The organism is Salmonella sp. NW884, from assembly GCF_051700745.1.
GTDB lineage: Bacteria > Pseudomonadota > Gammaproteobacteria > Enterobacterales > Enterobacteriaceae > Salmonella > Salmonella enterica.
Genome location: NZ_JAMMDE010000004.1, coordinates 12762 through 34227, shown reverse-complemented (window position 1 = coordinate 34227; position 21466 = coordinate 12762). Strand labels below are relative to the sequence as shown.

The window sequence follows — 21466 nt, the reverse complement described above, 5'->3', positions numbered from 1 at the left end:
CGCCAGTAAAAGGATTAGCTATAGAGCAGTTCGTAGATATAAAAATATTCCGCATCCGATAAACGGATGGCGTAGGCGTCTTCGATCGGCAGAAAAGCGGATTTGATGACACTAAACGCGCGCGCGTCCAGATTCGGCTGACTTTCCAGCGCCATCTGTAACGGTTTTCGGTTAATCACAATACGCTCTACCATACAGCAGCAGTGGATCAGGAAGCGCAGTGTCACCTGGCGGCTTGGTTTCAGGGAAAGCGAAGACGTCAGATGGTTAAAAACGCCCTCCATCTCTTTCAGAATACGCTGCGGGTTAAGCACAGAAATATGGTTGATGATGCTCTCCATCGTTAGCGCGCTGATAAAGCGCATGGCGCTGCGCTCCATCTCCAGACGGCGTTCAGCGTTGGACAGATCGGGCGTTAACAGGCTCAACACCAGTTCCGGCCCTTGTTCGGAGAAAAGCTCTTCCAGCGAAATAAACGGAATATCCGGCAGCCCCGGCTGGAAAGTGCCGACAATCCCCGCCAGCCGCTCGCTGGCATTCAATGCCTGCTGAACGCGCTCCAGACTGCGTACCTCGTTATAATCAAGGATCACCATCCTGGTGTCCTGCGACATCAGTTCGCCAAAGCTCTCCTCCAGCACCTTTTTGATTTTTTCCGCCGTTCCCATGCCGGTAATACAGGAGATGACCAGCACTTTGCCACCGTTCTCCTGCTGCGGCGTACAAAGCTGGCAGGGGATATTTTTACTCTGCAGGAGCGCCGTCAACTGTGGTAAATCGCTGGTTTCATAGCTTAAATCCAGCCCGACTTCCAGCAGACTGGTCAGCGTGATGTTCGGCATGAGCAAAACATCTATCTGGAATAACTTACTGATCGTACTGCCGAAATGGATTAATGAACCGATGTCCACCAACAGGATAAGCCGCCGATATTGGCGGGTTTGAATCATTTGGGTCAGCGTTTCCAGCGTGTCATGCACCGACTGTTCAAACGGCATGTCGATGGCGCTGAACAGCTCGCGCTCCAGCACGCGGTTGACATATTGCGCCTGACTGGTGACGGTGGTCGCGCCGTGGGCGATTAAAATAACCCCGCAGTCGGGGCTGGCATCGATACGCTGACGATAATGGCGGCACTCTTTCAGGAACAGGCATAGCCAGACCACTTCCGTCGCCGGACACTGAATATGCAGCAGTTCGTTGATTTTCCGACACAGCAGCGCGGCGTTGTCATATTCGTCTTTGCAGCGATCCAGGATCAAACTGGAAGAGTAAAGCTGCGGGATCAGGCCGCGCTGCACGTAGCCTATCAGCGCCAGGAAGTGTTTACGCAGTGGGTTAACCAGATTTTCCGGCAGCGAAAAACCCAACACCTGCTCTACGCAGCCTATCAGCAGCGTCACGCGCTCTTCAATCTGGTCGCCATAGCGCGGCGGATGCGCCACGCTGTCGCGGCTGTAGAGACCGTATTCAAAAATCGAGCTGAGTTTATTTTTCAGGATCGCCAGCGTCTCCGCCGGGGGGACGTTACTGTTGCGCAAATTAACATATTCGCGCGTCAGGAAGCTGTAAAAGAGGTCGCTCTCTTCAATTTCCGCCCCGGTCGCCAGCGACGTCTTCAATGCGGGCAGCGTGCGCGCGTCTATATTTAGCCGCGCTTTACCCTCAAACAGAGTATCCACCAATAGACGCTGTTCCGGCGTCGGGTTAATCGACATCTCCGCCAGCCGCTTATCCAGCTGTAGCGTGTCGTTATGCTCGGTCATTCCCGATGCCCACGCCTGAGCGCAGAGAAACTGAATATCGCTTTTTAGCTGACCGATATTGCCTTCCAGGGGTTTATTCAGCAACCAGAGCAACAACGGTTTATCAATGCTGACCGTACGTTCTATTTTGCGGCTTTCCCGCTGTAAGAACCCCACGATCAGTTCGATCTGTTCTTCAACGGAGCGCTGGCGAATGCCCGGCAAATCAATGCATACCTGAATACGCCGCTGGAAAGTACGTAACAGCGCCGACCCGACCGGTTCGGTAGTGGCGCAAATCAGGCGTACCGAAATTGATCGCGGCTGGCTGCTCACGCCGAGCGGACGGTACTCGCCTTTATCCAGAATAGAGAACAGCTTTTCCTGCCCTTCATAAGACAGACGGTGCACCTCGTCCAACAGCAGATAACCACCGTCCGCCTGCTCCACAAGGCCTGTTTTATGTTCATTCGCGCCGGTAAACGCCCCCTGCCGATGACCAAATAGATGCGAGGAGAGCAGTTCCGGGTTATGGGCGTATTCCGCGCAGTTAAAGTAGACCAGCGGCGGGATAGCGCCGCTCGCCTGTTCACAGGCGAAACGGTGCATCAGTTCCGCAAAAAAGGTTTTACCGACGCCGGACGGCCCGGTAAGCAGAACGTGTAAACCGTGCGGATAGAGCACCGCCGCACGGCCTTTTTCTACCGCATCGCGCAGGCTGCGATCGTAACCAATCAGGCTGGTAAACGGATCGTCGGGCGCGTAATGCTCTTCATGCGGCAGCACATCCGCCACCGACCGCACTTCGCGTTCAGACTCTTCCAGCTGTCGTCCCAGCAACGTTTCCAGTGCCTGGCGATGCAGAAAATAGACCGGGCGACCACGGCTTTTGATTGCCAGGCCGTCATTCCATAACTGATTGAGATCTTTGCTGACGGAGTTACGCGCCAGCCCAAGATTGAAACCTATCGCCTCCGCCGTAAACGCCGTCTCCTGCGCCAAATCGGCAAGACATAGCCCGCGCGTCAGCCGTTCCAGCTCTCCCAGTACGATCTCAATACGTCTCATTACACTACCGCTTACGAAATAAAAGAGTAGTCAGAACATACACTATTCTGCCACGCAAGAAAGTGAAGGCGCAGCGAGAAACCGCCTTCCCACTTTTGCCTGACTTCAACGCCAACGGATAGCACGCCCCGATGAGTGAACGTCGCACGGTCTACACTTACTCTTGAAAAAGTGCAAACCGATAAGGATACCGTTTATGAAACGAAAAACGCTTCTGCTTATTGCCGCGCTTGTCGCGCTACCGGGCGTCACGTATGCCGACTCTCCGTTTAGCTCGCTTCAGACGGCGCATGAAAAAACCACGATTTTAAAGGACTTGCGCAAAATGTGTACGCCCAAAGGCGCGCTAACCGATGAAGCCTGGGAGAAAAAAATCATGGCGAGCGAGGGGAACCAGCAGCATATTCGGGAGGCGATGATCGCGATAGAGCGCAACAATCAGCATAACTACTGGCAGGCTCTCGGTAAGGTGGAATGCCCGGAGATGTAGCACAGCTTTTCCGCTTTTTGGTCGCGAAAATGCGGACTGTAACCGGTTTCTGTTCGCTAAAACCGCGTATTCTGGAGCGAATTTACGCGATCAAGGAGTACGACAATGCGATACCGTTTTCCCGATAACTTCTGGTGGGGCAGCGCCTGCTCAGCGTTGCAAACCGAAGGGGATAGTCTGAATGGCGGTAAAAGCCAGACCACGTGGGATGTGTGGTTCGAGCGCCAGCCGGGTCGTTTTCATCAGGGCGTCGGTCCAGCAGAAACCTCAACGTTCTATCGCCACTGGAAGCAAGACATCGCGCTACTGAAACAGTTAAAACACAACAGTTTTCGCACCTCGCTAAGCTGGGCGCGGCTCATTCCAGACGGCGTCGGCGAGGTGAATCCACAAGCGGTGAGCTTCTACAATCACGTCATCGACGAGCTACTGGCGCAGGGCATCACGCCGTTTATTACGCTGTTCCATTTTGATATGCCGATGGTCATGCAGGAGAAAGGCGGCTGGGAAAATCGCGACGTCGTAGAGGCGTTTGGTCGGTACGCGCAAACGTGTTTTACCTTGTTTGGCGACCGCGTGAAGCACTGGTTTACCTTTAACGAGCCGATTGTGCCGGTGGAAGGCGGCTATTTGTACGACTTCCACTATCCCAATGTGGTGGATTTTAAACGTGCGACCACCGTGGCGTACCATACCGTGCTGGCGCACTCGACCGCCGTGCGCGCCTGGCGCGCCGGGCGCTACGACGGTGAAATCGGCATAGTACTGAATCTGACGCCGTCCTACCCACGCTCGCAGCATCCCGCCGATGTGCAAGCCGCGCATCATGCGGATCTGTTATTCAACCGCAGTTTTCTTGACCCGGTATTAAAGGGAGAATACCCGGCGGACTTGGTGGCGCTGCTGAAAACCTATGACCAGTTGCCTGCCTGTCAGCCAGGCGACCGTCAGCTTATTGCCGACGGCAAAATCGATTTACTGGGGATTAACTATTATCAGCCGCACCGCGTGAAATGCCGTGATACGGCGGTGAATCCGCAAGCGCCGTTTATGCCGGAGTGGTTATTTGACTATTACGACATGCCGGGGCGCAAGATGAACCCTTACCGCGGCTGGGAAATTTACGCGCCAGGAATTTACGACATCATCACCAACCTGCGGGATCATTACGGCAATCCGCGCTGTTTTATCTCCGAAAACGGGATGGGCGTTGAGAACGAGCAACGTTTTGTGCAAGCGGGACAGATTCACGATGATTACCGGATTGACTTTATCTCTGAGCATCTTAAATGGCTGCATAAAGGCATTAGCGAGGGCTGTCACTGTCTTGGCTACCACATGTGGACCTTTATCGATAACTGGTCATGGCTGAACGGCTATAAAAATCGCTATGGTTTTGTACAACTGGATTTAGCCACCCAAACGCGCACGGTGAAAAAAAGCGGAGAATGGTTTGCCGCCACCGCAGAGCATAACGGTTTTGATTAAGCATTTATTATTGCCGGATAACGACTAACGTCGTATCCGGCCTACAAATGGCAGCAATATCAACTCATTGGCGTAATACGGACTTTCGCCGCCACGACTAACGCCGTCAACAGCATCAGACAGCCGGAAAGCGCCAGCGGCGAAAGCAGCCCGAAATTGTCGAGCGCATAACCGCCCACCGCCGCGCCACAGGTATTTGCCAGTTGAATCACCGCGACCTGGATGGAACCGGCTTTTTCCGCCTGATCGGCAAGGGAACGAGTGATCCACGTTGACCATCCCACCGGCACCAGCGCAAACGCCAGTCCCCAGATAATCGCTATTGCCGCCGCCACGGTTTTGTCGCTTCCCCACACAATGAGCGTCAGCGCGCTCAGCGCCAGTAGCAGCGGCGCACCGGCCAGCGCCAGTTTTACCGAACGTTTCAGGACGTAAGAGGAGAAAGAAGTGCCAACGAAGCTGGCAATACCAAAGCTTAGCAACACCAGAGTCAGACCATCAACGTCAAAGCCCGCCAGATTCATATAGACCGGGCGAATATAGGTAAAGAAAGCGAACTGCCCGGCAAAAGACATAAAGATGGCGATCATCCCGGCCATCACGCCAGGGCGTTGCAACAGGCTAAACATATTCTGTTTCTGGTGAGAAGGTTCGCCCGGCAGCGACGGCAGTGATTTCACCACCCAGATGACGCACAGTACGCCCATCACCGCAGCGGCGTTAAAGACATTACGCCAGCCAATAATACCGCCCAAAAAACTGCCCAGCGGCGCGGCGATCACTAACGCGATGGAAACCGCGCCAAAAATCACCGACAGCGCTTTCGGCACGGTACGCGCGGGAACCAGTCGCATGGTCAGCGACGCCGACATCGCCCAGAATCCGCCCAGCGCCAACCCAAGACAGGCGCGGCCCAGCAATAGCAGCGTAAAGCTGTTGGCAAAGGAGACCATCAGACAAGAAGCCGTCAGCAAAACGGCGAACAGAATAACGATATAACGCCTGTCGGTCGCCTGAATAATCTGGGTAATGAACAGGCTGGAAAACATCGCGACAAACGCCGTAACGGTGACCGACTGACCGGCGACGCCCTCGGAGATCCCCAGATCCTGCGCCATCGGCGTCAACAGACTAACGGGCAAAAACTCAACGGTAATCAGGCAGGCGACACAAAACGCCACGGCAAAAACGGCTGACCAGTTAGGCCTGGCAACCCCATCAGCGCGGAATTTTTCTGCGATATTTTCATTCATTGTGGTCACCTGCGTCGTTTTAGTGCGGAAAATTCATGCAGTGTAACATTACAAAATGTGATCTGATTAACGTTTTAGCAACTGACATTGTTGCGCTGCATTTTGCGAGGCTGGTCGAGCGTTGAGAATTATCTTCTCTCGCTGCGTGCAAACCAAAAGGTAAGACATAGTGTATCACCTGGTGCTATACTTTAGATTACAGGATGTCAACCTGATGCGAATCTTCAAAACCAGGTGGTTTAACAGAGAAGCGAAGTCCCACACGATAAAAGATGACGCGTTAAGCGAGGCCATCAACGCCGTACTGCAAGGAAAAGCAGATAATCTTGGCGGCGGAGTTTATAAAAAACGTCTCAATCAAAACCGCGATCGCGCAATCGTGTTGGCAAAGGGAGGCGAACATTGGTTTTACACCTTCCTGTATGCCAAACAGGATATGGCCAACATTAGCTATCGCGAACTTGCGGGTTTCCGTGAGTTAGCAAAACACTATGCTTGCCTGACCGAAGATCAGATAACGGCATTCATTAATAATAAAGAACTGGTAGAGGTGCGCCATGTCAGCAAAAACTAAATTCAAAAGCCCTGCCTTTGAAGCGATTCATAGCGCGGCATCTGGATTATTTAGCGTGGAAGCCATTCCCCAAGAGACAATGCGTAGTTTTGACACGGCCTGCTTAAGCAGCATCAAAGACCTGCAGCCACTTGAAATAAAAGCGTTACGAGAAAAACTCAACGTTAGCCAGTCGGTTTTCGCTCGGTACCTGAATACCAGCGTATCAACGGTTCAAAAGTGGGAAAGCGGCGCCAAGCGTCCCAGCGGGATGTCAATGAAACTACTTAATGTTGTCCAAAAACACGGGCTAAAGGTGCTGGTATGAGGGTTTTACCGATGGTCTGTTAAGGCTAAGTCGGATGTCTGGGGGTGGGCAAATTCAGTGTGCCACTACAATGTTTTCATAGTGCGCGCCTAAACATTTAGAGTTGTCTATAGACAATCATGTACAACTTCGAGTTTATGATAAGAAATTTTGAGACAGGAGGTATGGCAAGGAGTCACAGTTTTAGTGTTCAAAACAAGATCACATTTCCGTGATATATGTCACGGAAATGATGAGCTATAAGTCTCTGACGTTTTGGCGTCGTTAGCGGTTATTCGGTGCGTTACTTCTGTGGTTCACCCTTAGCAAATACGATGGCGGCTACGCTTTATTTGGCTAACGATGAATCGCGCCACCCGGCCGTTAATCGTGGCTCGCCGCCCTTGCCAGCCTCATTCATCTCGTCTTTTGTTAACGAGATAGTGAAGAGTATCAATGCAGCCAGTGGACACCCTCTTCCGGCTGAAAAAAGGCGTTATAGCGCCGTTGAAACGCGTTGATCTCCTGCATATCGGGTTCCATTTCGCGCAAAAAGCCCAGCGCCAGCCGTACCTGTGTGTCGGTGATCGGCGCGGCTAAACGCGCTTTTTGCAGCAAGCGATGCCACCGCTGCAAATTCTGATCGCCGCCATCGACAATCACCATTTGCCAGATAAGTAACACCTGAGCGGCATTTTGCAAATGCGACTCATCAGGGCGATGCAGATACTGTAAAAACTCACCGCCCGCCGTTTTACCCATCTGATCAATCATCGATTCTATCGGCACTACATCAATATTCAGACGTTCGCTCAGACGGCGAATCGCCCGGCGGGTATCCGATGTCAGCACCCGAAAACCCACAATAAACACCACCACAAACGTGGCCAGAATCAACCAAATCATGCGCACATCCGTCACCAAACAGGATGCCCATCATAACGGTAAATTTATAGCTGTCGACATTCCGGCCTGTCAGAATGTGATTTATTTACGCCAGACGCTGGATGTCCTGTTTGACGAACGCAAGGCATAAAAAAGCCCGGCGTTAAGCCGGGCAAAACGTTACCAAATGCACACATTTAAGCGATATTGACTTGCTGGATTTTTTTCTCACGGCGGATCTTGCGCTCTTCCATCACGGCGACCATCGCCATCAGGCAGATACAGCCGATCGCGGCGGCGTCCAGCGCGGCGAAGGTACCCGCCCAACCGGTCAGACCAAAAACGGGGGTGCCGTCGGCAATCATGCCCAGACCCAGCTTGGCAAAGCTATCGCCGATAAGATAAGCGAAGGTTCCTTTGATACCGTCCGCAGCGCCGATGGCTTTTTTCGGTACGAAACCGACTGCCGCCACGCCAATTAATAGCTGCGGCCCAAACACCAGGAAACCGAGCGCGAACAGCGAGGCCAGATAGACATACTGGTTGCTGGCGTGCTGGTAGACGCCGAGGGTGGCGATGATTAACGCCAGCGCCACACAGGCTACCAGCGCACGACGACCGTTCGCCAGATCAGAGAGCCAGCCCCACAGCAACGTGCCGACCAGCGCGCCCACTTCGAACAGGGTAAAGCCCTGAATCGCCACCTCTTTTGAAAGTTTCAGTTCCTGGAAGGCGTAGACGGTTGACCACTGGTCGATACCAATACGTACCACATACAGGAAGATATTGGAGAAACACAGCAGCCAGATCACTTTGTTTTTCAACACATATTCAACAAAGATCTGCCACTTGGTCATTTCGTTTTCTTCAGTCTCTTTATCCTCTTCGCTGATCTCTTCGCCGAACAGTTCTTCAGCTTTACCCAGACCGTAAGACTCCGGGGAGTCGCTGCCAAAACGCAGACCGATAAAGCCAACAATCAGCGCAATAATCGACGGGAAGATAAACATGCCGATGACGTGACCGTCGAACAGGTAGTTGGCGCCGAACAGCGCCACGCCTGCCGCGCCCGCGCCGCCGAGGTTGTGGGAGATATTCCAGAAGCCGAGAAAGGTGCCGCGTTTACGACGCGGAGTCCATTTGGTGATGGTCGAGTAGCTGCACGATCCGCCGGTACTCTGGAAGAAACCGCTCAGGGCATAGAAAGCGATCATCAGAAACAGACTGGTTGACCCCGCGCCCATGCTGGCGCTGAAGCCGAGCATACAGATAGCGGAGAGGATCAACATAAACGGTAGAAACTGCTTGGTATTTTTACCGTCAGCGTAGTAGGAAACCAGCGTTTTCCCCACGCCGTAGGTGATCGAGAAGCCCAGGCCAATCATCCCCAGCTCGGTCATGCTCAACCCGTAGGTAGAAATCATGTCGTTCTGCGCGATGTTAAAGTTTTTGCGGATCAGGTACATGGTCAGGTAGCCGATAAAAACCACCAGATAGGACTGCATGAACGGCTTGAACCACATTTTACGCCGCACATCGAGCGGCAGATCCAGGGTCGGCTTGCGCACCTGGTTTAAGAAGGCCAGCATGGATTACTCCTGAGCTAATTTTTATACCTGCGAATGGCAGGCATTGTAAAAATCCACAGGAAAAGTGGCCTGCGACAGCGTCCAGGCAAAACCGGGAAAATTTCTTAGTTTTGCCCCATTCAGCGCAAAAAGGTGAGGTGCATCACGCTTCGCTGGTCTCGCGCGGGGCCTGGGCGTTCAGAAATGGCAGCAGCAATAGCGCAGAGATCCCCGCCGCGATGGCGATGACCGCAAAAAAACCGGTCCAGTGCCAGATCTCCAGCACTTTCGCTAACGGCCAGCCGGAAAGCGACGCGCCGAGATAGGCGAACAGGCCGACAAAGCCGGTGGCCGCGCCCGCCGCCTCTTTATGCGAGCACTCCGCCGCCGCCATGCCAATGAGCATCTGCGGGCCGAAGACAAAGAAACCGGTGGTGAAGAAACAGGCCGCCTGCATGACGTAGCTGGCGAACGGCATCAGCCACAGCGACCCCACAGAGAGCAAAATCCCGGCGGCGAAGATTAAATTCATCGGTCCGCGGTTACCGTTGAAGAGTTTGTCCGAGCCCCAGCCCGCCACCAGCGCGCCGATAAATCCACCCAACTCAAACATCGATACTGCCGTGTTGGCCGTGACCAAATCCACGCCCAGCGTCTCGGACATATACAGGTTGCCCCAGTCGTTGATCGCCGCGCGCACCACGTACACTAAGACATAACACAGCGAAAGCAGCCAGATATAGGGATTCAACAGCACATATTTAGCGAGGATTTCTTTGCGACTTAGCCCCGCGCCCTCTTGCTGTTGGGCGACCTCCAGCGCATCGTGCCGCCAGTCGCCTACCGGCGGTAAACCAATCGCCTGCGGACGGTCGCGCAGCCGCCAGCAGAGGACCATGCCCACCCCGATGGCAAGCAATCCGGCCACCATCATCCCGACGCGCCAGCCATAATGCAGGGCGACAGCGGCCATAACGAGAGGGATCAGCGCCCCGCCGACATTGTGCGCGGTGTTCCATAACGCCCACCAGCCGCCGCGCTCGGTACGCGAGTACCAGGCGGTCAGCAAACGGGCGCAAACCGGCGATCCAAACCCCTGGAAAAAGGCGTTCAATGCCCATAGCAGCGCAAAGGCCCACAGCGAGGTCGAGAAGCCGAACAGAATATTCACTACGCCGGTCGCAATCAGCCCGATGCCCATAAAATAGCGAGCGTTAGAGCGATCGCTAACGATGCCGGAGACAAATTTCGACACCCCGTAGGTGATGTAAAACAGCGTCGCCAGCAGGCCGATATCGCTGCGGGACAGAATGCCGCTGGCAAGGATTTCCGGCGCGGCGGCGTTAAAGCTTTTACGGGTGAAATAGAACAGCGCGTAACCCAACCAAATGGTGATCAGGATATGCCGCCGCCAGTAGCGATAGCGGGCGTCAACCTCGTGCTTATCGGTGATGAGCGGCGCGTTGGCCGGGGCTTTTAAAAACGAAAGCATTATCCTTCCTTAAACGTAACGCTGGGGCAACGAGACGCTCACCCGCGTACCGTGGGTACAAGAGATGGTTAGCGTCCCGCCGAGCGCCGACACGCGTTCGCGCATTCCGGTCAGGCCGAAGCCCTGCTGGTGAGAGCCCGGCGGCAGGCCGCTGCCGTCATCCTCAATCACCAGCATCAGCCGCTCATCCTGCTGCCAGCCCTGGAGCGTCACCGCGCTGGCATTGGCATGTTTTACGATGTTATTCAGCCCTTCCTGACAGACGCGAAACAGCGTCACGCGCTGACTTTCACTCAGCGCCGTTTCGTCAATTCGCCAGTCGAGGTGACTGACAATACCGCGGCTTTCCAGCTCCATTTCGCGCAGCAGCGAACGGATGGCCTGCGCCAGCGTTAAGTCGTCTAGCTGGCGCGGGCGCAAGCGCCCCAGCAGGCGACGCACGGCGTCATACACGCCCAGCGAAAGCTGCTCGATAAGTTGCCCGCTCTGCTTCACACCGCCGTTATCCGCCGCCAGTCGTTGCACAATGCCCGCCTGGGTTCGAATCGCGGTGATGGTCTGTCCGATGTCATCGTGCAGCTCACGCGCAACATCGCGCCGTACGCTCTCTTCGGTCTCCAGAAGACGCTCCGCCAGCCGATGGTTGCGCGCCAGCTCCTTTTGCAACGACTGGTTCAGCTCGCGCAGGCGCTGAATGCCCGCGCCAAGCAGTAGCCCGGTCAGGCTTTGCGCCAACAGCGAAAGTAATAAATCGACGGGATGATCGTGCCAGGTCTGGCTGGCGATCAGCGCGATAGCGTTCATCAGTGTGGCAATGAGCGCGCCCTGCCAGCCATAATGCCAGGCGAGCGCGATAATCGGCAACGCCAGGCAGAACGGCGTGAAGCGCGAAAGTTCAGCAGGTAAACCCAGTTGCAGCCACAGACTGACGATAAACAGCAGCAGATACCAGATCAGATGCCGCCCGCGCCAGTTTACCGGCTGCGATACCAGCGATGGTCCCAGCGGCAGCCAGGTAGTGCTGGTGAGATAGTGCCAGAAAACCAGGCAGATGGGGGCCAGCGTCAGACCACCCGTGAGGGTCAGCAGTAGCGCGTTCCATGCCGCTTCCCCCTGCCCCAACCAGGGCAGGGATTGCAGTAGCGCCGCGGCGGTGAGGGCGGCGCCCTGAAGCAATAACGTGCGCCAGTCGCGCTGATGGCGGTAACGCGAAGTCAGCGCCACGGGCAGTAGCGTCAACACACCACCGATCATCAAAAGCGGCAGATGGGCCAGCGCAACTTCCTGCGCCAACCAGTACACCAGTAGCCACTCCGCGCCCAGCAATACTGGCCAGTATCCACGCGGGCATTGCAGCATAAGTCCCAGGCGCAGGCCGAAGGGAAAGAGTAGCGCCGCCAGCTCCGGGCGCTCTACCAGATGCAGGCTGATACTCCACAGGCAGAACCACGCGGCGGAGAAAATAAAAAAGCAGGCAACAACGGTGATTAAACGGGAAAAAAAGGTGTTCATTACCAACCATCAAACATGCGATGCGCCAGTTCAACGTCATTGCTGACGCCTAATTTTTCCAGCAGATTCGCGCGATGGACATGCACCGTTTTTGGCGACAGCCCCAGCTCGGCGGCAATCTCTTTTACCGCCATACCCTGGGCGAGTTTTTCCGCCACCTGACGCTCGCGTTTGGTTAGCGGATCTTGCCGACCCGCCGCCAGTTTCACGGCAATATCGGGGGTCAAATAGCAGCCGCCCGTCGCCACCGTATGCACCGCGGCGATCAGTTCATCCGGACTACAGCGTTTAGAGAGGAAACCGCGCGCGCCGGCATTCAACGCCTGTTCCACCAGCGCCGGGCTATCGTGAACCGAGAGCATGATCGTCGCCATCCCTTTTGGCAGTTGGCTTAGCAGCTCCAGTCCGGAAATATCCGGCATCGAGATATCGCAGATACACACCTGTACGCCGCGCCCCGGTAAGCCTGCCAACGCTTCGCGCCCGGAACCAAATTCGGCGACCACCTGCAAATCAGGTTCCAGCCCCAGTAGCTGTGCAAAGCCGGAGCGGACGATAAGGTGGTCGTCGATAAGGGCAACGGTAATCATGGGTTCATCCTGGCGCTAAGGCATGCCTGATGGCGCTGCGCTTATCAGGCCTACGGGCAGGTGCCGTTGTAGGCCGGATAAGGCATTAATGCCGCCATCCGGCAAAAGCACTTACCTTAACGATAAGTGCCTGGGTGTTCAAGCCTTGAGCGGTCAGACAATGCCTGTCGTGACGGTGAACGTCCGGGTTTGCTGCGGTTCCAGTTGAAGCAAGGTTCCATTTCGCTGCGCCGCGAGAAAACCTTCAGGCCGACAGGTCGCGGGCAGGGCAAAGGCGGCTACCTGCTGATCGCCGTTATAAAGAATCCAGCGGGTCACGTAATTCAGCTCCGCGCTGGCGAAACGTGTCACGAACGTGGTGCCATCCGGGGCGATCATACTGAATTCCGGGGTATCCGTGTACCTGTCCAGTTTATCGGCGAAGAACACGATTTCCGGGTCGTAAAAGCCAGGCTCGTTGAGCGTTGCCAACGAGGCTTCACCCTGCAAAAGTCGTTGATTAAACGCCAGCCACTGCGCCGTGGGTTTGACATGCGCCGGCACCGACTCGCGTAGCTTCAGCGCGGTATCCGGGATATTCTGGCGGAACGTGGCGTTCGGCACATAGGCATAGTTCATGTGGCACATGTACTGTAGCGGCATGGCGACTGAAGCCAGGTTAGTCACTGTCATCTGAATATCAAACAGCGCGCTTGCTTTACGCATTACCACCGCAGGTTGCGCCTGATAATGATGACCGAACCCCATCACATACTCGTAGCGCCCGGTCACGCGCAGACTGTCGCCCTCTAACTCCAGCCAGGCGTCGTCCATGGCAGCGCAGGGCATCTCGCCGTGCAGCGGATGTGTATCTTCCGGCGACGGGCAGCCATTCGCCAATAGTCCGGAATGGAAAGCAAAGCAACCATACGTTGCCACCACTTCCGCAGCCGGCTTCGGCTGGCGGAACATGTTGCGCATAGTCAGATCATGACCGTCAAACTGCACGTCCCAAATCATCTGCCCCATCCAGGGCAGAATCACCAGATGACCGCGGCTGTTTTGTATTTTCAGTCCTTCCACGCCGCTGGCGTAACGAAACGCCGTAACCGTAAAATCATCATTTTCCAGCAAGATACGCGGCTGCTCGTTAAAAAGCTCCCGCCATAATGTAATACGTGTTGTCATGGTTGATCTCCTCAGGACGCGGCGACTTCAGCCAGGTTGCCGCGCACTTTGCTTTCGCGCCAGAAGTAAACGCCAACGTAAACAAAGCACAGCATGGAAACCAGGAATGAGAGCTGTAACGAGTGGAACATGTCCGCCACGTAGCCCTGAATCGCGGGAACCACCGCCGCGCCGACAATCGCCATCACGATCACCGCCCCCGCCATTTCGGTATGTTCGTTATCGACGGTATCGAGCGTTCCGGCATAAATGGTCGCCCAGCAGGGGCCAAACAGAACACTGACCAGCACCGCCACGTATACCGCGCTAAAGCTGGGCGCCAGCGCCACATAGGCAAGGAACAGCGCGCCGATCACAGAGTAAAGGATCAGGACTTTTTCCGGGTTAAAGCGTGTCATCAGAATGTTGGCGATAAACTTGCCGATAAAAAAGCAGGCGAAGCTGTAGACCATAAAGGTTGAGGCATCGCGCTCATTGATATCGCCTAACTCCAGCGCCAGACGGATAGTGAACGACCAGACCGCCACCTGCATTCCCACATACAGGAACTGCGCCACAATACCGCGACGGAAACGGGCGTTGCTGGCGAGATAGCGTAACGTATCCAGCGCCGAGGGACGTTTATGACTCGCGGTTTGCGCAACTTTACAGGTCGGGAAACGCGTCAGCAGGAACAGTACCATCACCACTACCAGAACCATAATCATGTACTTATAGGGTTCCAGAGTGTTTTCCAGCATCAACACCTTGAAGTTGTGGACTTGCTCGGCATTCATGCCCGCCATCTGTTTTTCCAGGCTTTCCCCTTCGGAAAAGACCAGATATTTACCCAATAAAATGCCTGCCGCCGCGCCGATCGGATAAAAGGTCTGGCTGATATTCAGCCGCAGCGTGGCGTAGGCTTTCGGCCCGATCATCGAACTGTAGGTATTCGCCGCCGTTTCCAGGAAACTCAGGCCAATCGCAATGGCGAAAATCGCCGCGAGGAACATGGTGTAGGTCGCCATGTGCGACGCCGGGAAAAAGAGCGTACAGCCGACAATGTATAGCGTCAAGCCGATAAGTATCGCCACTTTATAACTGGTTTTTTTAATGACCAGCGAGGCCGGAATAGCAATTAAAAAATAACCGCCATAAAAGGCGCTTTGTACTAATGCCGAAGCAAAGTTGCTCAGCGAAAATACACTTTTAAATTGCGTAATCAGAATATCATTTAACGCGGCTGCGCATCCCCATAATGGGAATAAACAGGATAACAAAATAAACTGGAACAGAGGTGTCTTATTCAGATACCCGTCGGGCATCTGAACGATGTTTTTATCGTTCATAGTGCTACCTTTAACAGTGCAGGGTGATTGTTATTCGTTCAACGAAAGATACTCATTAAATTGCTCAATGCTTGGATAAGAGGATTGGGTGCCTTTCCCGGTGACGCTGAAAGCGGCAAAGAGGACGGCTTTTTTCATGGCGGCTTCCACATCCCCGCTCTGGACATAATAATGCGCGAAACAGCCGATAAAGGCATCGCCCGCGCCGCTGGTATCAACAGCGCTCACTCTAAACGCCGGGACATGGACTTCCTGGTCACGCGTCATCCACAGCGCGCCTTTCTCACCCATGGTGACAATAATATTGTTCAGCCCTTTATCTACCAGCGAACGTGCCGCTGCGCGAATATGGTCATAGGTATCCACTGGCATACCGGTTAATATTTCCAGCTCGGTTTCATTGGGTACAAAGAAATCGCATTTACAGGCATAAGACATATCTAATTCCCGTAATGCTGGCGCAGGGTTTAATAACACTTCAATCCCGTGTTTCTTGCCAAATTCTATTGCGTGATAAACCGTTTCAAGCTGAACTTCCAGTTGCAGAACAATAAGCTGGCATTTTTTTAAATCTTCCGCCGCGCGATCGATATCTTCCGGCGAGAGAAACTTGTTAGCGCCTTTGATGATCAGAATGCTGTTGCTGGAGTTGGCGTTGACGAAAATCGGCGCTACGCCGCTGCTGGTACACGGTACTTTTTCTACATACGTCGTATTGATCCCCCAGGATTCGAGATTACGAATGGTGTTGTCGGCAAAAATATCGTCGCCCACCTTGGTCAACATCAATACTTTTGAATTGAGCTTAGCGGCCGCCACGGCCTGGTTCGCCCCTTTTCCGCCGCAGCCGATTTTAAACGCCGGCGCTTCCAGAGTTTCCCCTTCTTTGGGCATCTGGTTGGTGTAGGTGATAAGGTCCACCATGTTAGAGCCAATAACCGCGATATCCATTTTACTCCCTCTCAGAAATCGTCACACGACAATGATATTAAAATAACATTATCATGTTACTTCCGTATCATTTGTGACTATGATCGCGATTAGAGGATCATTTTGCCATTTACTTCGTTAACAATCCCTGGCGGAACAAATCATTTTTAGGGTTACAATTTACTGAAAATTAACTATTTATTGTTATAAAACGCGAATAAACCCACTTTTATTTCCTGACAGCCAGACGTATAGTAGTGCCACACTGTAATGTTCTCAGAAACACATAAATGTTACTGATGGAACATAACAACATGATTTGCGGAGAGGGTGAATGGAGACCAAGCAAAAAGAACGTATCCGACGCTTGATGGAGTTACTGAAAAAGACCGATCGAATCCATCTGAAAGACGCCGCGCGGATGCTGGAAGTTTCGGTGATGACCATTCGCCGCGATCTCAGCCAGGATGATGACCCTTTACCGCTGACGCTGCTCGGCGGCTATATCGTCATGGTAAATAAGCCTACGTCTTCAACCAATATGCCGCTGCCGGCGAAAAAGACGCATCATCGGGACGACCTTCCCGTTGCGATCCTGGCCGCCGGCCTGGTGCGTGAAAACGATCTGGTTTTTTTTGATAACGGTCCGGAAATGCCATTAGTTATCAGCATGATACCGGATGATATTACCTTTACCGGGATTTGCTACTCGCATCGGGTATTTATCGCGCTGAATGAAAAGCCTAATGCCACGGCGATTCTGTGCGGCGGCACCTATCGGGCCAAGAGCGATGCCTTTTATGATGCCAATAATCCTTCGGCGCTGGATTCGCTTAATCCGCGCAAAGTGTTTATTTCCGCCAGCGGCGTACATGAACATTTTGGCGTGAGCTGGTTTAACCCGGATGATCTTGCCGCCAAACGTAAAGCGATGGAGCGCGGTCTGCGCAAAATTTTGCTGGCGCGTCACGCCCTGTTTGATGAGGTCGCGCCTGCCAGCATTGGTCCGCTTTCTGCCTTTGATGTCCTGATTAGCGATCGCCCATTACCGACAGATTATGCCGTTCACTGTCGGAATGGTTCCGTCAAAGTCATCACGCCTGATTCGGAAAGTGAATAACTTACTCAAAAAAGACGGCAATTTTATTGAACATGGTGGGATCGGACTGGTTTCGTACCACCTTCGCCACGTCTTCCAGTTTATCGATCTGACTGATCATCTGTTCAAGCCGCTGATCGTCATTGACCAGAAGCCAGATGCGGCTCTGATCGCTACCCTGAATCGGTAAACAGAGAATACCCTCAACGTTGAAAGCGCGTCGGGCGAACAGCCCGCAGACGTGGGTCATCACGCCAGGATGGTTGCGAACGGTCAGCTCCAGAATAACGTTATCATGTGATTGTTTCTGCATGGCTTATTCCCCCACCATCTCTGTATTTGCCGCACCCGGCGGCACCATCGGATACACTTTTTCTTCTGCATCAATGCGCACGTGGATCAACGCCGGTCCAGGACGACGAATGATAGCCTGCAACGCCGCCTGTGGATCGGCTTCGTTATTCAAATCACAGGTGTCCAGACCAAACCCGGCGGCAATCTGCATAAAGTTGATGCTTCCCGGATAGGTTGCCGCAAAAACGCCCTGTTTATAGAACAGACTCTGTTGCTGATGCACCAGTCCCAGCGCGTCGTTATTCATCAGGATGATTTTCACATCCAACTGGTTTTCGCTGGCGGTAGCCATCTCCTGAATATTCATCATCAAACTACCGTCGCCGGAAAAACACAGCACCTTGTTGCCCGGATTCGCCAGCGCCGCGCCAATCGCCGCGGGCAGACCAAACCCCATGGTGCCCAGCCCGCCGGAAGTCAGCCACTGACGCGGACGGTTGAGCGGATAAGCCTGCGCGGTCCACATCTGATGCTGACCTACGTCAGTGGTAATAATCGCGTTGTCGTCCACACAGGCGGCGACCGCATTAATCAGCCCATAGTGACTAAGCGGGTTATTTTCCTGGGGAATACTGCAAGGGAATTCTTGCTGCAAGTCCGCCACCAACTGATGCCATGCTTCCCGCGGCTGTGCCTCGATATGGGGAATTAACTGTGCCAGTACATCATCGACATCCGCCTGAATAGCCACATGCGGCTGCTTAATTTTGCCTAACTCGGCGCGATCGATATCCACATGGATGATTTTGGCGTTCGGACAAAACTGCTCCGTTTTGCCAATCGCCCGGTCATCAAAACGCGCGCCCAGGACAATCAGTAAATCGGCCTCTTGCAGAATAAAATTGGTACTGCGCGCACCGTGCATCCCCAGCATTCCTAACGACAGCGGATGCGCCTTAGGCAGCATTCCCAGCGCCATTAAGGTCATTGTCGTCGGCAGTTGCGCTTTTTCCGCCAGTTCGCGCACGCGTGTCGGCGCATTGATCACGCCGCCGCCCAGATACAGCACCGGACGCTTCGCCGCGTTAATCATTGCGGCGGCCTCGCGGATACTCTCCGCGCTAAACTCCGGCGGGGGTGATTTTTCCGCCGGCGACGGCAACGCATCCAGCTCAATTGTCGCCGTCTGCACATCTTTAGGAACGTCTATCCACACCGGGCCGGGACGCCCCGACTGCGCCAGACGAAAAGCATCGCTCATCACCTGAGGCAACTCATTGATATTTCTGACCAGATAGTTGTGCTTGGTGATGGGGATAGAGATACCGTAGGTATCCACTTCCTGAAACGCGTCAGTACCGATCATGGACGCCGGAACCTGCCCGGTAATGCAGATTAACGGAATGGAATCCAGGCGCGCATCGGCAATGGCCGTGACCAGATTGGTCGCGCCCGGCCCGCTACAGGCCATACAAACAGCAGGTTTACCCTCCGTCCGCGCCATCCCCTGCGCAATAAACCCCGCGCCTTGTTCGTGGCGCGCCAGAATATGACGGATTTGCGTGCTTTGGCTTAACGCGTCGTAAACGGGGAGGATCGAACCGCCGGGAATGCCGGTGACGATACGAATCCCCTGGCGCTCCAGAAAATGAACAATAAATTCCGCGCCCGTAAAGCGCTGAGGTGTAGATGTTGTGCCCGAACTTGCCATGCTCCATTCCTTTTATTCTGAGCCGACGTTCCGGGAAGGTGTCTTAAACAAAAAACCCGCCCGGTTTGCGCCGGCGGGGTTTTGGAATCGTGTGTGTTCCGGACCCTACGGCGCATTGCCGACGACCACCACCACACGCACGACGACCACTGCGCGAGATGGCGCAGTTGTTAGTAGGGTCGCGTTCAGCATGGAAGGGTTCATTAGGGGCCTTGTCTGTTTGTTATTAACACGTTTTATACAAGCACAGCGCTTTCAGCATGACAACGGAAAAATTTTCATCTGCACAAAAATGCGTCAGCGATCACATTTTTCTACGAATTTACACGTTTTGAGTATAGGCGTAATAAGCGTAGCGCCCTCCGGTAATCGCCGGGATTGATGATTACGCGTTTCACAATGCCTGAAAACAAAAAACCTCGCCGAAGCGAGGTTCTTACAGCGTAATGCGGGTGGTAGCCGCGAAGCACACTGTGTTATGTCAACAGCAGAAGTATACGCGTTCTGTGCAGAACGCGCAATTTCGGCGCGAATTTTGATGAATTTGAGTATGGATCAGAAGCTCCGTTCTGTCTATAAATTACTGTTCATTTATACAGTGCTTAACTATAATGTCTTTGACACAATGTGTTATGCGGGGGCCGCATCGTAAACCGGCGCAACGAAGTCCTGGCTGAAACGGGTGGTGCCGTCAGCGCCTTAACCCCCTCGTGAGCACACTGTGTTATGTCAACACGCACACTATTCCTCGCAAAAGGGATCGCGTGCGCAACAGCTGACAACAGGCAGCGGAAAGGTACGTCGGCTGGCAGTGCTCCTTAACCACAGGAGACGCGTATGAGCGTAGTGGATATCACCATTCTTATCCTGAAACTCATTGTTGCAGCACTGCAACTGCTTGATGCTGTTCTGAAATACCTTAAGTAATTCAGATTCAAGCCGCACCGAAGGGGAGCGGGCAACCGCTCCCCTTTCACCTTATCCGCTGGTCTTTCGCTTCCCGGGTATGTTACGTTTTTATGACACCCTCAACGACGCCTGACGCTATGACCCTTTCCGTTTTCTGCATTTTGCTGTTCGCCGCGCTGCTACATGCCAGCTGGAACGCCATTGTCAAAGCGGGAAACGATAAGCTCTACGCCGCGATCGGCGTTAGCGGTTCCGCGGCGGTCATGGCATTGATCCTTTTGCCCTTCTCACCGCAGCCAGCTCATGCCAGTATCCCTTTTTTAGCGGCCTCTACCGCGCTCCAGGTGGTGTATACCGTCCTGGTCGCGAAAACCTATCAGGTCTCGGACATGAGCCAGACCTATCCTCTTATGCGCGGCACCGCGCCGCTGCTGGTGGCGCTCATTAGCGTTCTGTTTCTTGGCGACAGTCTGTCGTCGCTAGCCTGGGTTGGCATCGCAGTGATCTGCATGGCGATACTTGGGATGGCCTGTAATGGCCGCGCCAGCTCTCAACGTGGTGTCGTGCTGGCATTAACTAACGCCTGTTTTATTGCCGGATATACGCTGGTGGTCGGGACCGGCGTAAGACTCTCAGAAACGGCGCTGGGCTATACGCTATGGTCATTTTTTCTCAACGGCGCCTGCCTGTTAACCTGGGCGATGATTGCGCGGCGGCGGGAAGCGTCGCGTTATCTGGCGCAACAGTGGAAAAAAGGCATTTTTGGCGGGATTGGCACTATGGGATCTTATGGGCTGGCGCTATGGGCCATGACCCAGGCGCCGCTGGCGGTGGTCGCCGCGCTGCGTGAGACGTCGATTTTATTCGGCGCGCTGATAGCCTGGCTGTTGCTTAAAGAGAAAGTGGCCGGGCTACGTCTGGTGGCGGCGGGCGGGATTGCCCTCGGGGCGATTTTACTCCGTCTGTCATGATTGCCCAATAACAGCTGCAGACGTAACACATTCTCGGCAACATTTGTTGCCGCTTTTGTTTACATATCCTGCCGTTCCTTCGTCTGCCATTGCTGGTCGCTGTCTG

The 21466-nt window shown here is 54.0% G+C and carries 21 protein-coding genes and 2 pseudogenes; 10 read left to right on the top strand and 13 right to left on the bottom strand.

Going from position 1 to position 21466, the window contains the following annotated elements; genetic code table 11:
- Nucleotides 1-14 precede the first annotated feature (14 nt).
- Complete coding sequence (dagR, locus tag NA197_RS10810; RefSeq protein WP_438796688.1) at nt 15-2813, bottom strand: transcriptional regulator DagR; 2799 nt, start codon at nt 2811-2813, stop codon at nt 15-17.
- Between the two features lie 196 nt (nt 2814-3009).
- Between dagR and NA197_RS10805 the strand changes: the two genes are divergently transcribed.
- Together NA197_RS10805 and NA197_RS10800 are read left to right on the top strand one after the other, a co-directional pair.
- Nucleotides 3010-3303: a YicS family protein gene (locus tag NA197_RS10805; RefSeq protein ID WP_000824215.1), complete on the top strand. Its 294-nt coding sequence runs from the start codon at nt 3010-3012 to the stop codon at nt 3301-3303.
- A 105-nt stretch (nt 3304-3408) separates the two neighbouring features.
- The gene (locus tag NA197_RS10800) at nt 3409-4791 is read left to right on the top strand and encodes a glycoside hydrolase family 1 protein (RefSeq protein ID WP_064043362.1); all 1383 of its coding nucleotides are present in this window, start codon (nt 3409-3411) and stop codon (nt 4789-4791) included.
- A gap of 59 nt (nt 4792-4850) precedes the next feature.
- On the opposite strand, the gene nepI is transcribed toward NA197_RS10800, so the two are convergent.
- Nucleotides 4851-6044, bottom strand: a complete 1194-nt coding sequence (gene nepI, locus NA197_RS10795) for a purine ribonucleoside efflux pump NepI (RefSeq protein ID WP_064043363.1) — start codon at nt 6042-6044, stop codon at nt 4851-4853.
- Between the two features lie 214 nt (nt 6045-6258).
- Between nepI and NA197_RS10790 the strand changes: the two genes are divergently transcribed.
- Nucleotides 6259-6618: a type II toxin-antitoxin system RelE/ParE family toxin gene (locus NA197_RS10790; RefSeq protein ID WP_064043364.1), complete on the top strand. Its 360-nt coding sequence runs from the start codon at nt 6259-6261 to the stop codon at nt 6616-6618.
- A complete protein-coding gene (locus NA197_RS10785; protein ID WP_064043365.1) occupies nt 6602-6925 on the top strand; it encodes a helix-turn-helix domain-containing protein in 324 nt (107 codons plus the stop codon). The genes NA197_RS10790 and NA197_RS10785 overlap by 17 nt, the downstream gene beginning before the upstream one ends.
- A gap of 432 nt (nt 6926-7357) precedes the next feature.
- Here the strand turns inward: NA197_RS10785 and NA197_RS10780 are convergent, their stop codons facing one another.
- Complete coding sequence (locus NA197_RS10780; RefSeq protein WP_064043366.1) at nt 7358-7810, bottom strand: DUF1198 domain-containing protein; 453 nt, start codon at nt 7808-7810, stop codon at nt 7358-7360.
- On the opposite strand from NA197_RS10780, the gene NA197_RS10775 reads away from it, so the two are divergent.
- Nucleotides 7809-7940, top strand: a complete 132-nt coding sequence (locus tag NA197_RS10775) for a hypothetical protein (protein WP_264371441.1) — start codon at nt 7809-7811, stop codon at nt 7938-7940. The genes NA197_RS10780 and NA197_RS10775 overlap by 2 nt on opposite strands.
- A 46-nt stretch (nt 7941-7986) precedes the next feature.
- Here NA197_RS10775 and uhpT read toward each other — a convergent pair whose 3' ends face one another.
- From uhpT to uhpA, 4 genes are all read right to left on the bottom strand, one after another.
- Complete coding sequence (gene uhpT, locus NA197_RS10770; protein WP_000879181.1) at nt 7987-9378, bottom strand: hexose-6-phosphate:phosphate antiporter; 1392 nt, start codon at nt 9376-9378, stop codon at nt 7987-7989.
- Nucleotides 9379-9520: 142 nt separating this feature from the next.
- Nucleotides 9521-10849 (bottom strand): MFS transporter, encoded by a 1329-nt coding sequence (locus NA197_RS10765; protein WP_000948164.1) that lies wholly within the window; start codon nt 10847-10849, stop codon nt 9521-9523.
- A gap of 9 nt (nt 10850-10858) precedes the next feature.
- A complete protein-coding gene (uhpB, locus tag NA197_RS10760) occupies nt 10859-12361 on the bottom strand; it encodes a signal transduction histidine-protein kinase/phosphatase UhpB (protein WP_001091257.1) in 1503 nt (500 codons plus the stop codon).
- Nucleotides 12361-12951 (bottom strand): transcriptional regulator UhpA, encoded by a 591-nt coding sequence (uhpA, locus tag NA197_RS10755; protein WP_000633672.1) that lies wholly within the window; start codon nt 12949-12951, stop codon nt 12361-12363. The genes uhpB and uhpA overlap by 1 nt, the downstream gene beginning before the upstream one ends.
- Before the next feature lie 22 nt (nt 12952-12973).
- On the opposite strand from uhpA, the pseudogene NA197_RS10750 reads away from it, so the two are divergent.
- Nucleotides 12974-13159: pseudogene (locus tag NA197_RS10750) on the top strand (hypothetical protein); the annotation flags it as partial.
- Here NA197_RS10750 and NA197_RS10745 read toward each other — a convergent pair.
- The 3 genes from NA197_RS10745 to rbsK are packed head-to-tail and all read right to left on the bottom strand — an operon-like array spanning nt 13105 to nt 16397.
- Nucleotides 13105-14118 carry an aldose 1-epimerase family protein gene (locus tag NA197_RS10745; RefSeq protein ID WP_023233625.1) on the bottom strand — a complete coding sequence of 338 codons (1014 nt, stop codon included), beginning with the start codon at nt 14116-14118 and terminating at the stop codon, nt 13105-13107. The pseudogene NA197_RS10750 and the gene NA197_RS10745 sit on opposite strands and share 55 nt — an antisense overlap.
- 11 nt (nt 14119-14129) lie before the next feature.
- Entirely contained in the window at nt 14130-15446 is a 1317-nt protein-coding gene (gene fucP / locus NA197_RS10740) for an L-fucose:H+ symporter permease (protein ID WP_000998359.1), read from the bottom strand.
- Nucleotides 15447-15476: 30 nt separating this feature from the next.
- On the bottom strand, nt 15477-16397 hold the full coding sequence (gene rbsK / locus NA197_RS10735; RefSeq protein ID WP_023227699.1) for a ribokinase: 921 nt from the start codon (nt 16395-16397) through the stop codon (nt 15477-15479).
- 313 nt (nt 16398-16710) lie between these two features.
- Here rbsK and NA197_RS10730 point away from each other — a divergent pair, with 313 nt between their 5' ends.
- Nucleotides 16711-17496 carry a DeoR family transcriptional regulator gene (locus tag NA197_RS10730; protein WP_000448642.1) on the top strand — a complete coding sequence of 262 codons (786 nt, stop codon included), beginning with the start codon at nt 16711-16713 and terminating at the stop codon, nt 17494-17496.
- 1 nt (nt 17497) lies between these two features.
- Here the strand turns inward: NA197_RS10730 and ilvN are convergent, their stop codons facing one another.
- From ilvN to ivbL, 3 genes are all read right to left on the bottom strand, one after another.
- Nucleotides 17498-17788 (bottom strand): acetolactate synthase small subunit, encoded by a 291-nt coding sequence (ilvN, locus tag NA197_RS10725; protein WP_001171826.1) that lies wholly within the window; start codon nt 17786-17788, stop codon nt 17498-17500.
- Between the two features lie 3 nt (nt 17789-17791).
- The gene (gene ilvB / locus NA197_RS10720; protein WP_000168439.1) at nt 17792-19480 is read right to left on the bottom strand and encodes an acetolactate synthase large subunit; all 1689 of its coding nucleotides are present in this window, start codon (nt 19478-19480) and stop codon (nt 17792-17794) included.
- Nucleotides 19481-19585: 105 nt separating this feature from the next.
- On the bottom strand, nt 19586-19684 hold the full coding sequence (ivbL, locus tag NA197_RS10715) for an ilvB operon leader peptide IvbL (protein WP_001541152.1): 99 nt from the start codon (nt 19682-19684) through the stop codon (nt 19586-19588).
- A 522-nt stretch (nt 19685-20206) separates the two neighbouring features.
- Here ivbL and NA197_RS10710 point away from each other — a divergent pair.
- The 3 genes and pseudogenes from NA197_RS10710 (at nt 20207) to NA197_RS10700 (ending at nt 21360) form a co-directional block, all read left to right on the top strand.
- Nucleotides 20207-20321: pseudogene (locus NA197_RS10710) on the top strand (hypothetical protein).
- Nucleotides 20318-20407 (top strand): type I toxin-antitoxin system toxin TisB, encoded by a 90-nt coding sequence (gene tisB / locus NA197_RS10705; protein WP_000117642.1) that lies wholly within the window; start codon nt 20318-20320, stop codon nt 20405-20407. The pseudogene NA197_RS10710 and the gene tisB overlap by 4 nt, the downstream one beginning before the upstream one ends.
- Before the next feature lie 92 nt (nt 20408-20499).
- Complete coding sequence (locus NA197_RS10700) at nt 20500-21360, top strand: DMT family transporter (protein WP_074181621.1); 861 nt, start codon at nt 20500-20502, stop codon at nt 21358-21360.
- Nucleotides 21361-21466 lie beyond the last annotated feature (106 nt).

Excerpts from the sequence above, each read along its gene's own strand:
- uhpB (WP_001091257.1), bottom strand. The coding sequence starts at position 12,361 with ATGAACACCTTTTTTTCCCGTTTAATCACCGTTGTTGCCTGCTTTTTT.
- NA197_RS10785 (WP_064043365.1), top strand. The coding sequence starts at position 6,602 with ATGTCAGCAAAAACTAAATTCAAAAGCCCTGCCTTTGAAGCGATTCAT.
- NA197_RS10765 (WP_000948164.1), bottom strand. The coding sequence starts at position 10,849 with ATGCTTTCGTTTTTAAAAGCCCCGGCCAACGCGCCGCTCATCACCGAT.
- ilvB (WP_000168439.1), bottom strand. The coding sequence starts at position 19,480 with ATGGCAAGTTCGGGCACAACATCTACACCTCAGCGCTTTACGGGCGCG.
- dagR (WP_438796688.1), bottom strand. The coding sequence starts at position 2,813 with ATGAGACGTATTGAGATCGTACTGGGAGAGCTGGAACGGCTGACGCGC.
- nepI (WP_064043363.1), bottom strand. The coding sequence starts at position 6,044 with ATGAATGAAAATATCGCAGAAAAATTCCGCGCTGATGGGGTTGCCAGG.
- tisB (WP_000117642.1), top strand. The coding sequence starts at position 20,318 with ATGAGCGTAGTGGATATCACCATTCTTATCCTGAAACTCATTGTTGCA.
- NA197_RS10800 (WP_064043362.1), top strand. The coding sequence starts at position 3,409 with ATGCGATACCGTTTTCCCGATAACTTCTGGTGGGGCAGCGCCTGCTCA.
- NA197_RS10805 (WP_000824215.1), top strand. The coding sequence starts at position 3,010 with ATGAAACGAAAAACGCTTCTGCTTATTGCCGCGCTTGTCGCGCTACCG.
- uhpA (WP_000633672.1), bottom strand. The coding sequence starts at position 12,951 with ATGATTACCGTTGCCCTTATCGACGACCACCTTATCGTCCGCTCCGGC.
- rbsK (WP_023227699.1), bottom strand. The coding sequence starts at position 16,397 with ATGGATATCGCGGTTATTGGCTCTAACATGGTGGACCTTATCACCTAC.
- NA197_RS10745 (WP_023233625.1), bottom strand. The coding sequence starts at position 14,118 with ATGACAACACGTATTACATTATGGCGGGAGCTTTTTAACGAGCAGCCG.
- ilvN (WP_001171826.1), bottom strand. The coding sequence starts at position 17,788 with ATGCAGAAACAATCACATGATAACGTTATTCTGGAGCTGACCGTTCGC.
- NA197_RS10775 (WP_264371441.1), top strand. The coding sequence starts at position 7,809 with ATGCGCACATCCGTCACCAAACAGGATGCCCATCATAACGGTAAATTT.
- NA197_RS10780 (WP_064043366.1), bottom strand. The coding sequence starts at position 7,810 with ATGATTTGGTTGATTCTGGCCACGTTTGTGGTGGTGTTTATTGTGGGT.
- NA197_RS10790 (WP_064043364.1), top strand. The coding sequence starts at position 6,259 with ATGCGAATCTTCAAAACCAGGTGGTTTAACAGAGAAGCGAAGTCCCAC.
- uhpT (WP_000879181.1), bottom strand. The coding sequence starts at position 9,378 with ATGCTGGCCTTCTTAAACCAGGTGCGCAAGCCGACCCTGGATCTGCCG.
- fucP (WP_000998359.1), bottom strand. The coding sequence starts at position 15,446 with ATGAACGATAAAAACATCGTTCAGATGCCCGACGGGTATCTGAATAAG.
- NA197_RS10700 (WP_074181621.1), top strand. The coding sequence starts at position 20,500 with ATGACACCCTCAACGACGCCTGACGCTATGACCCTTTCCGTTTTCTGC.
- ivbL (WP_001541152.1), bottom strand. The coding sequence starts at position 19,684 with ATGAACCCTTCCATGCTGAACGCGACCCTACTAACAACTGCGCCATCT.
- NA197_RS10730 (WP_000448642.1), top strand. The coding sequence starts at position 16,711 with ATGGAGACCAAGCAAAAAGAACGTATCCGACGCTTGATGGAGTTACTG.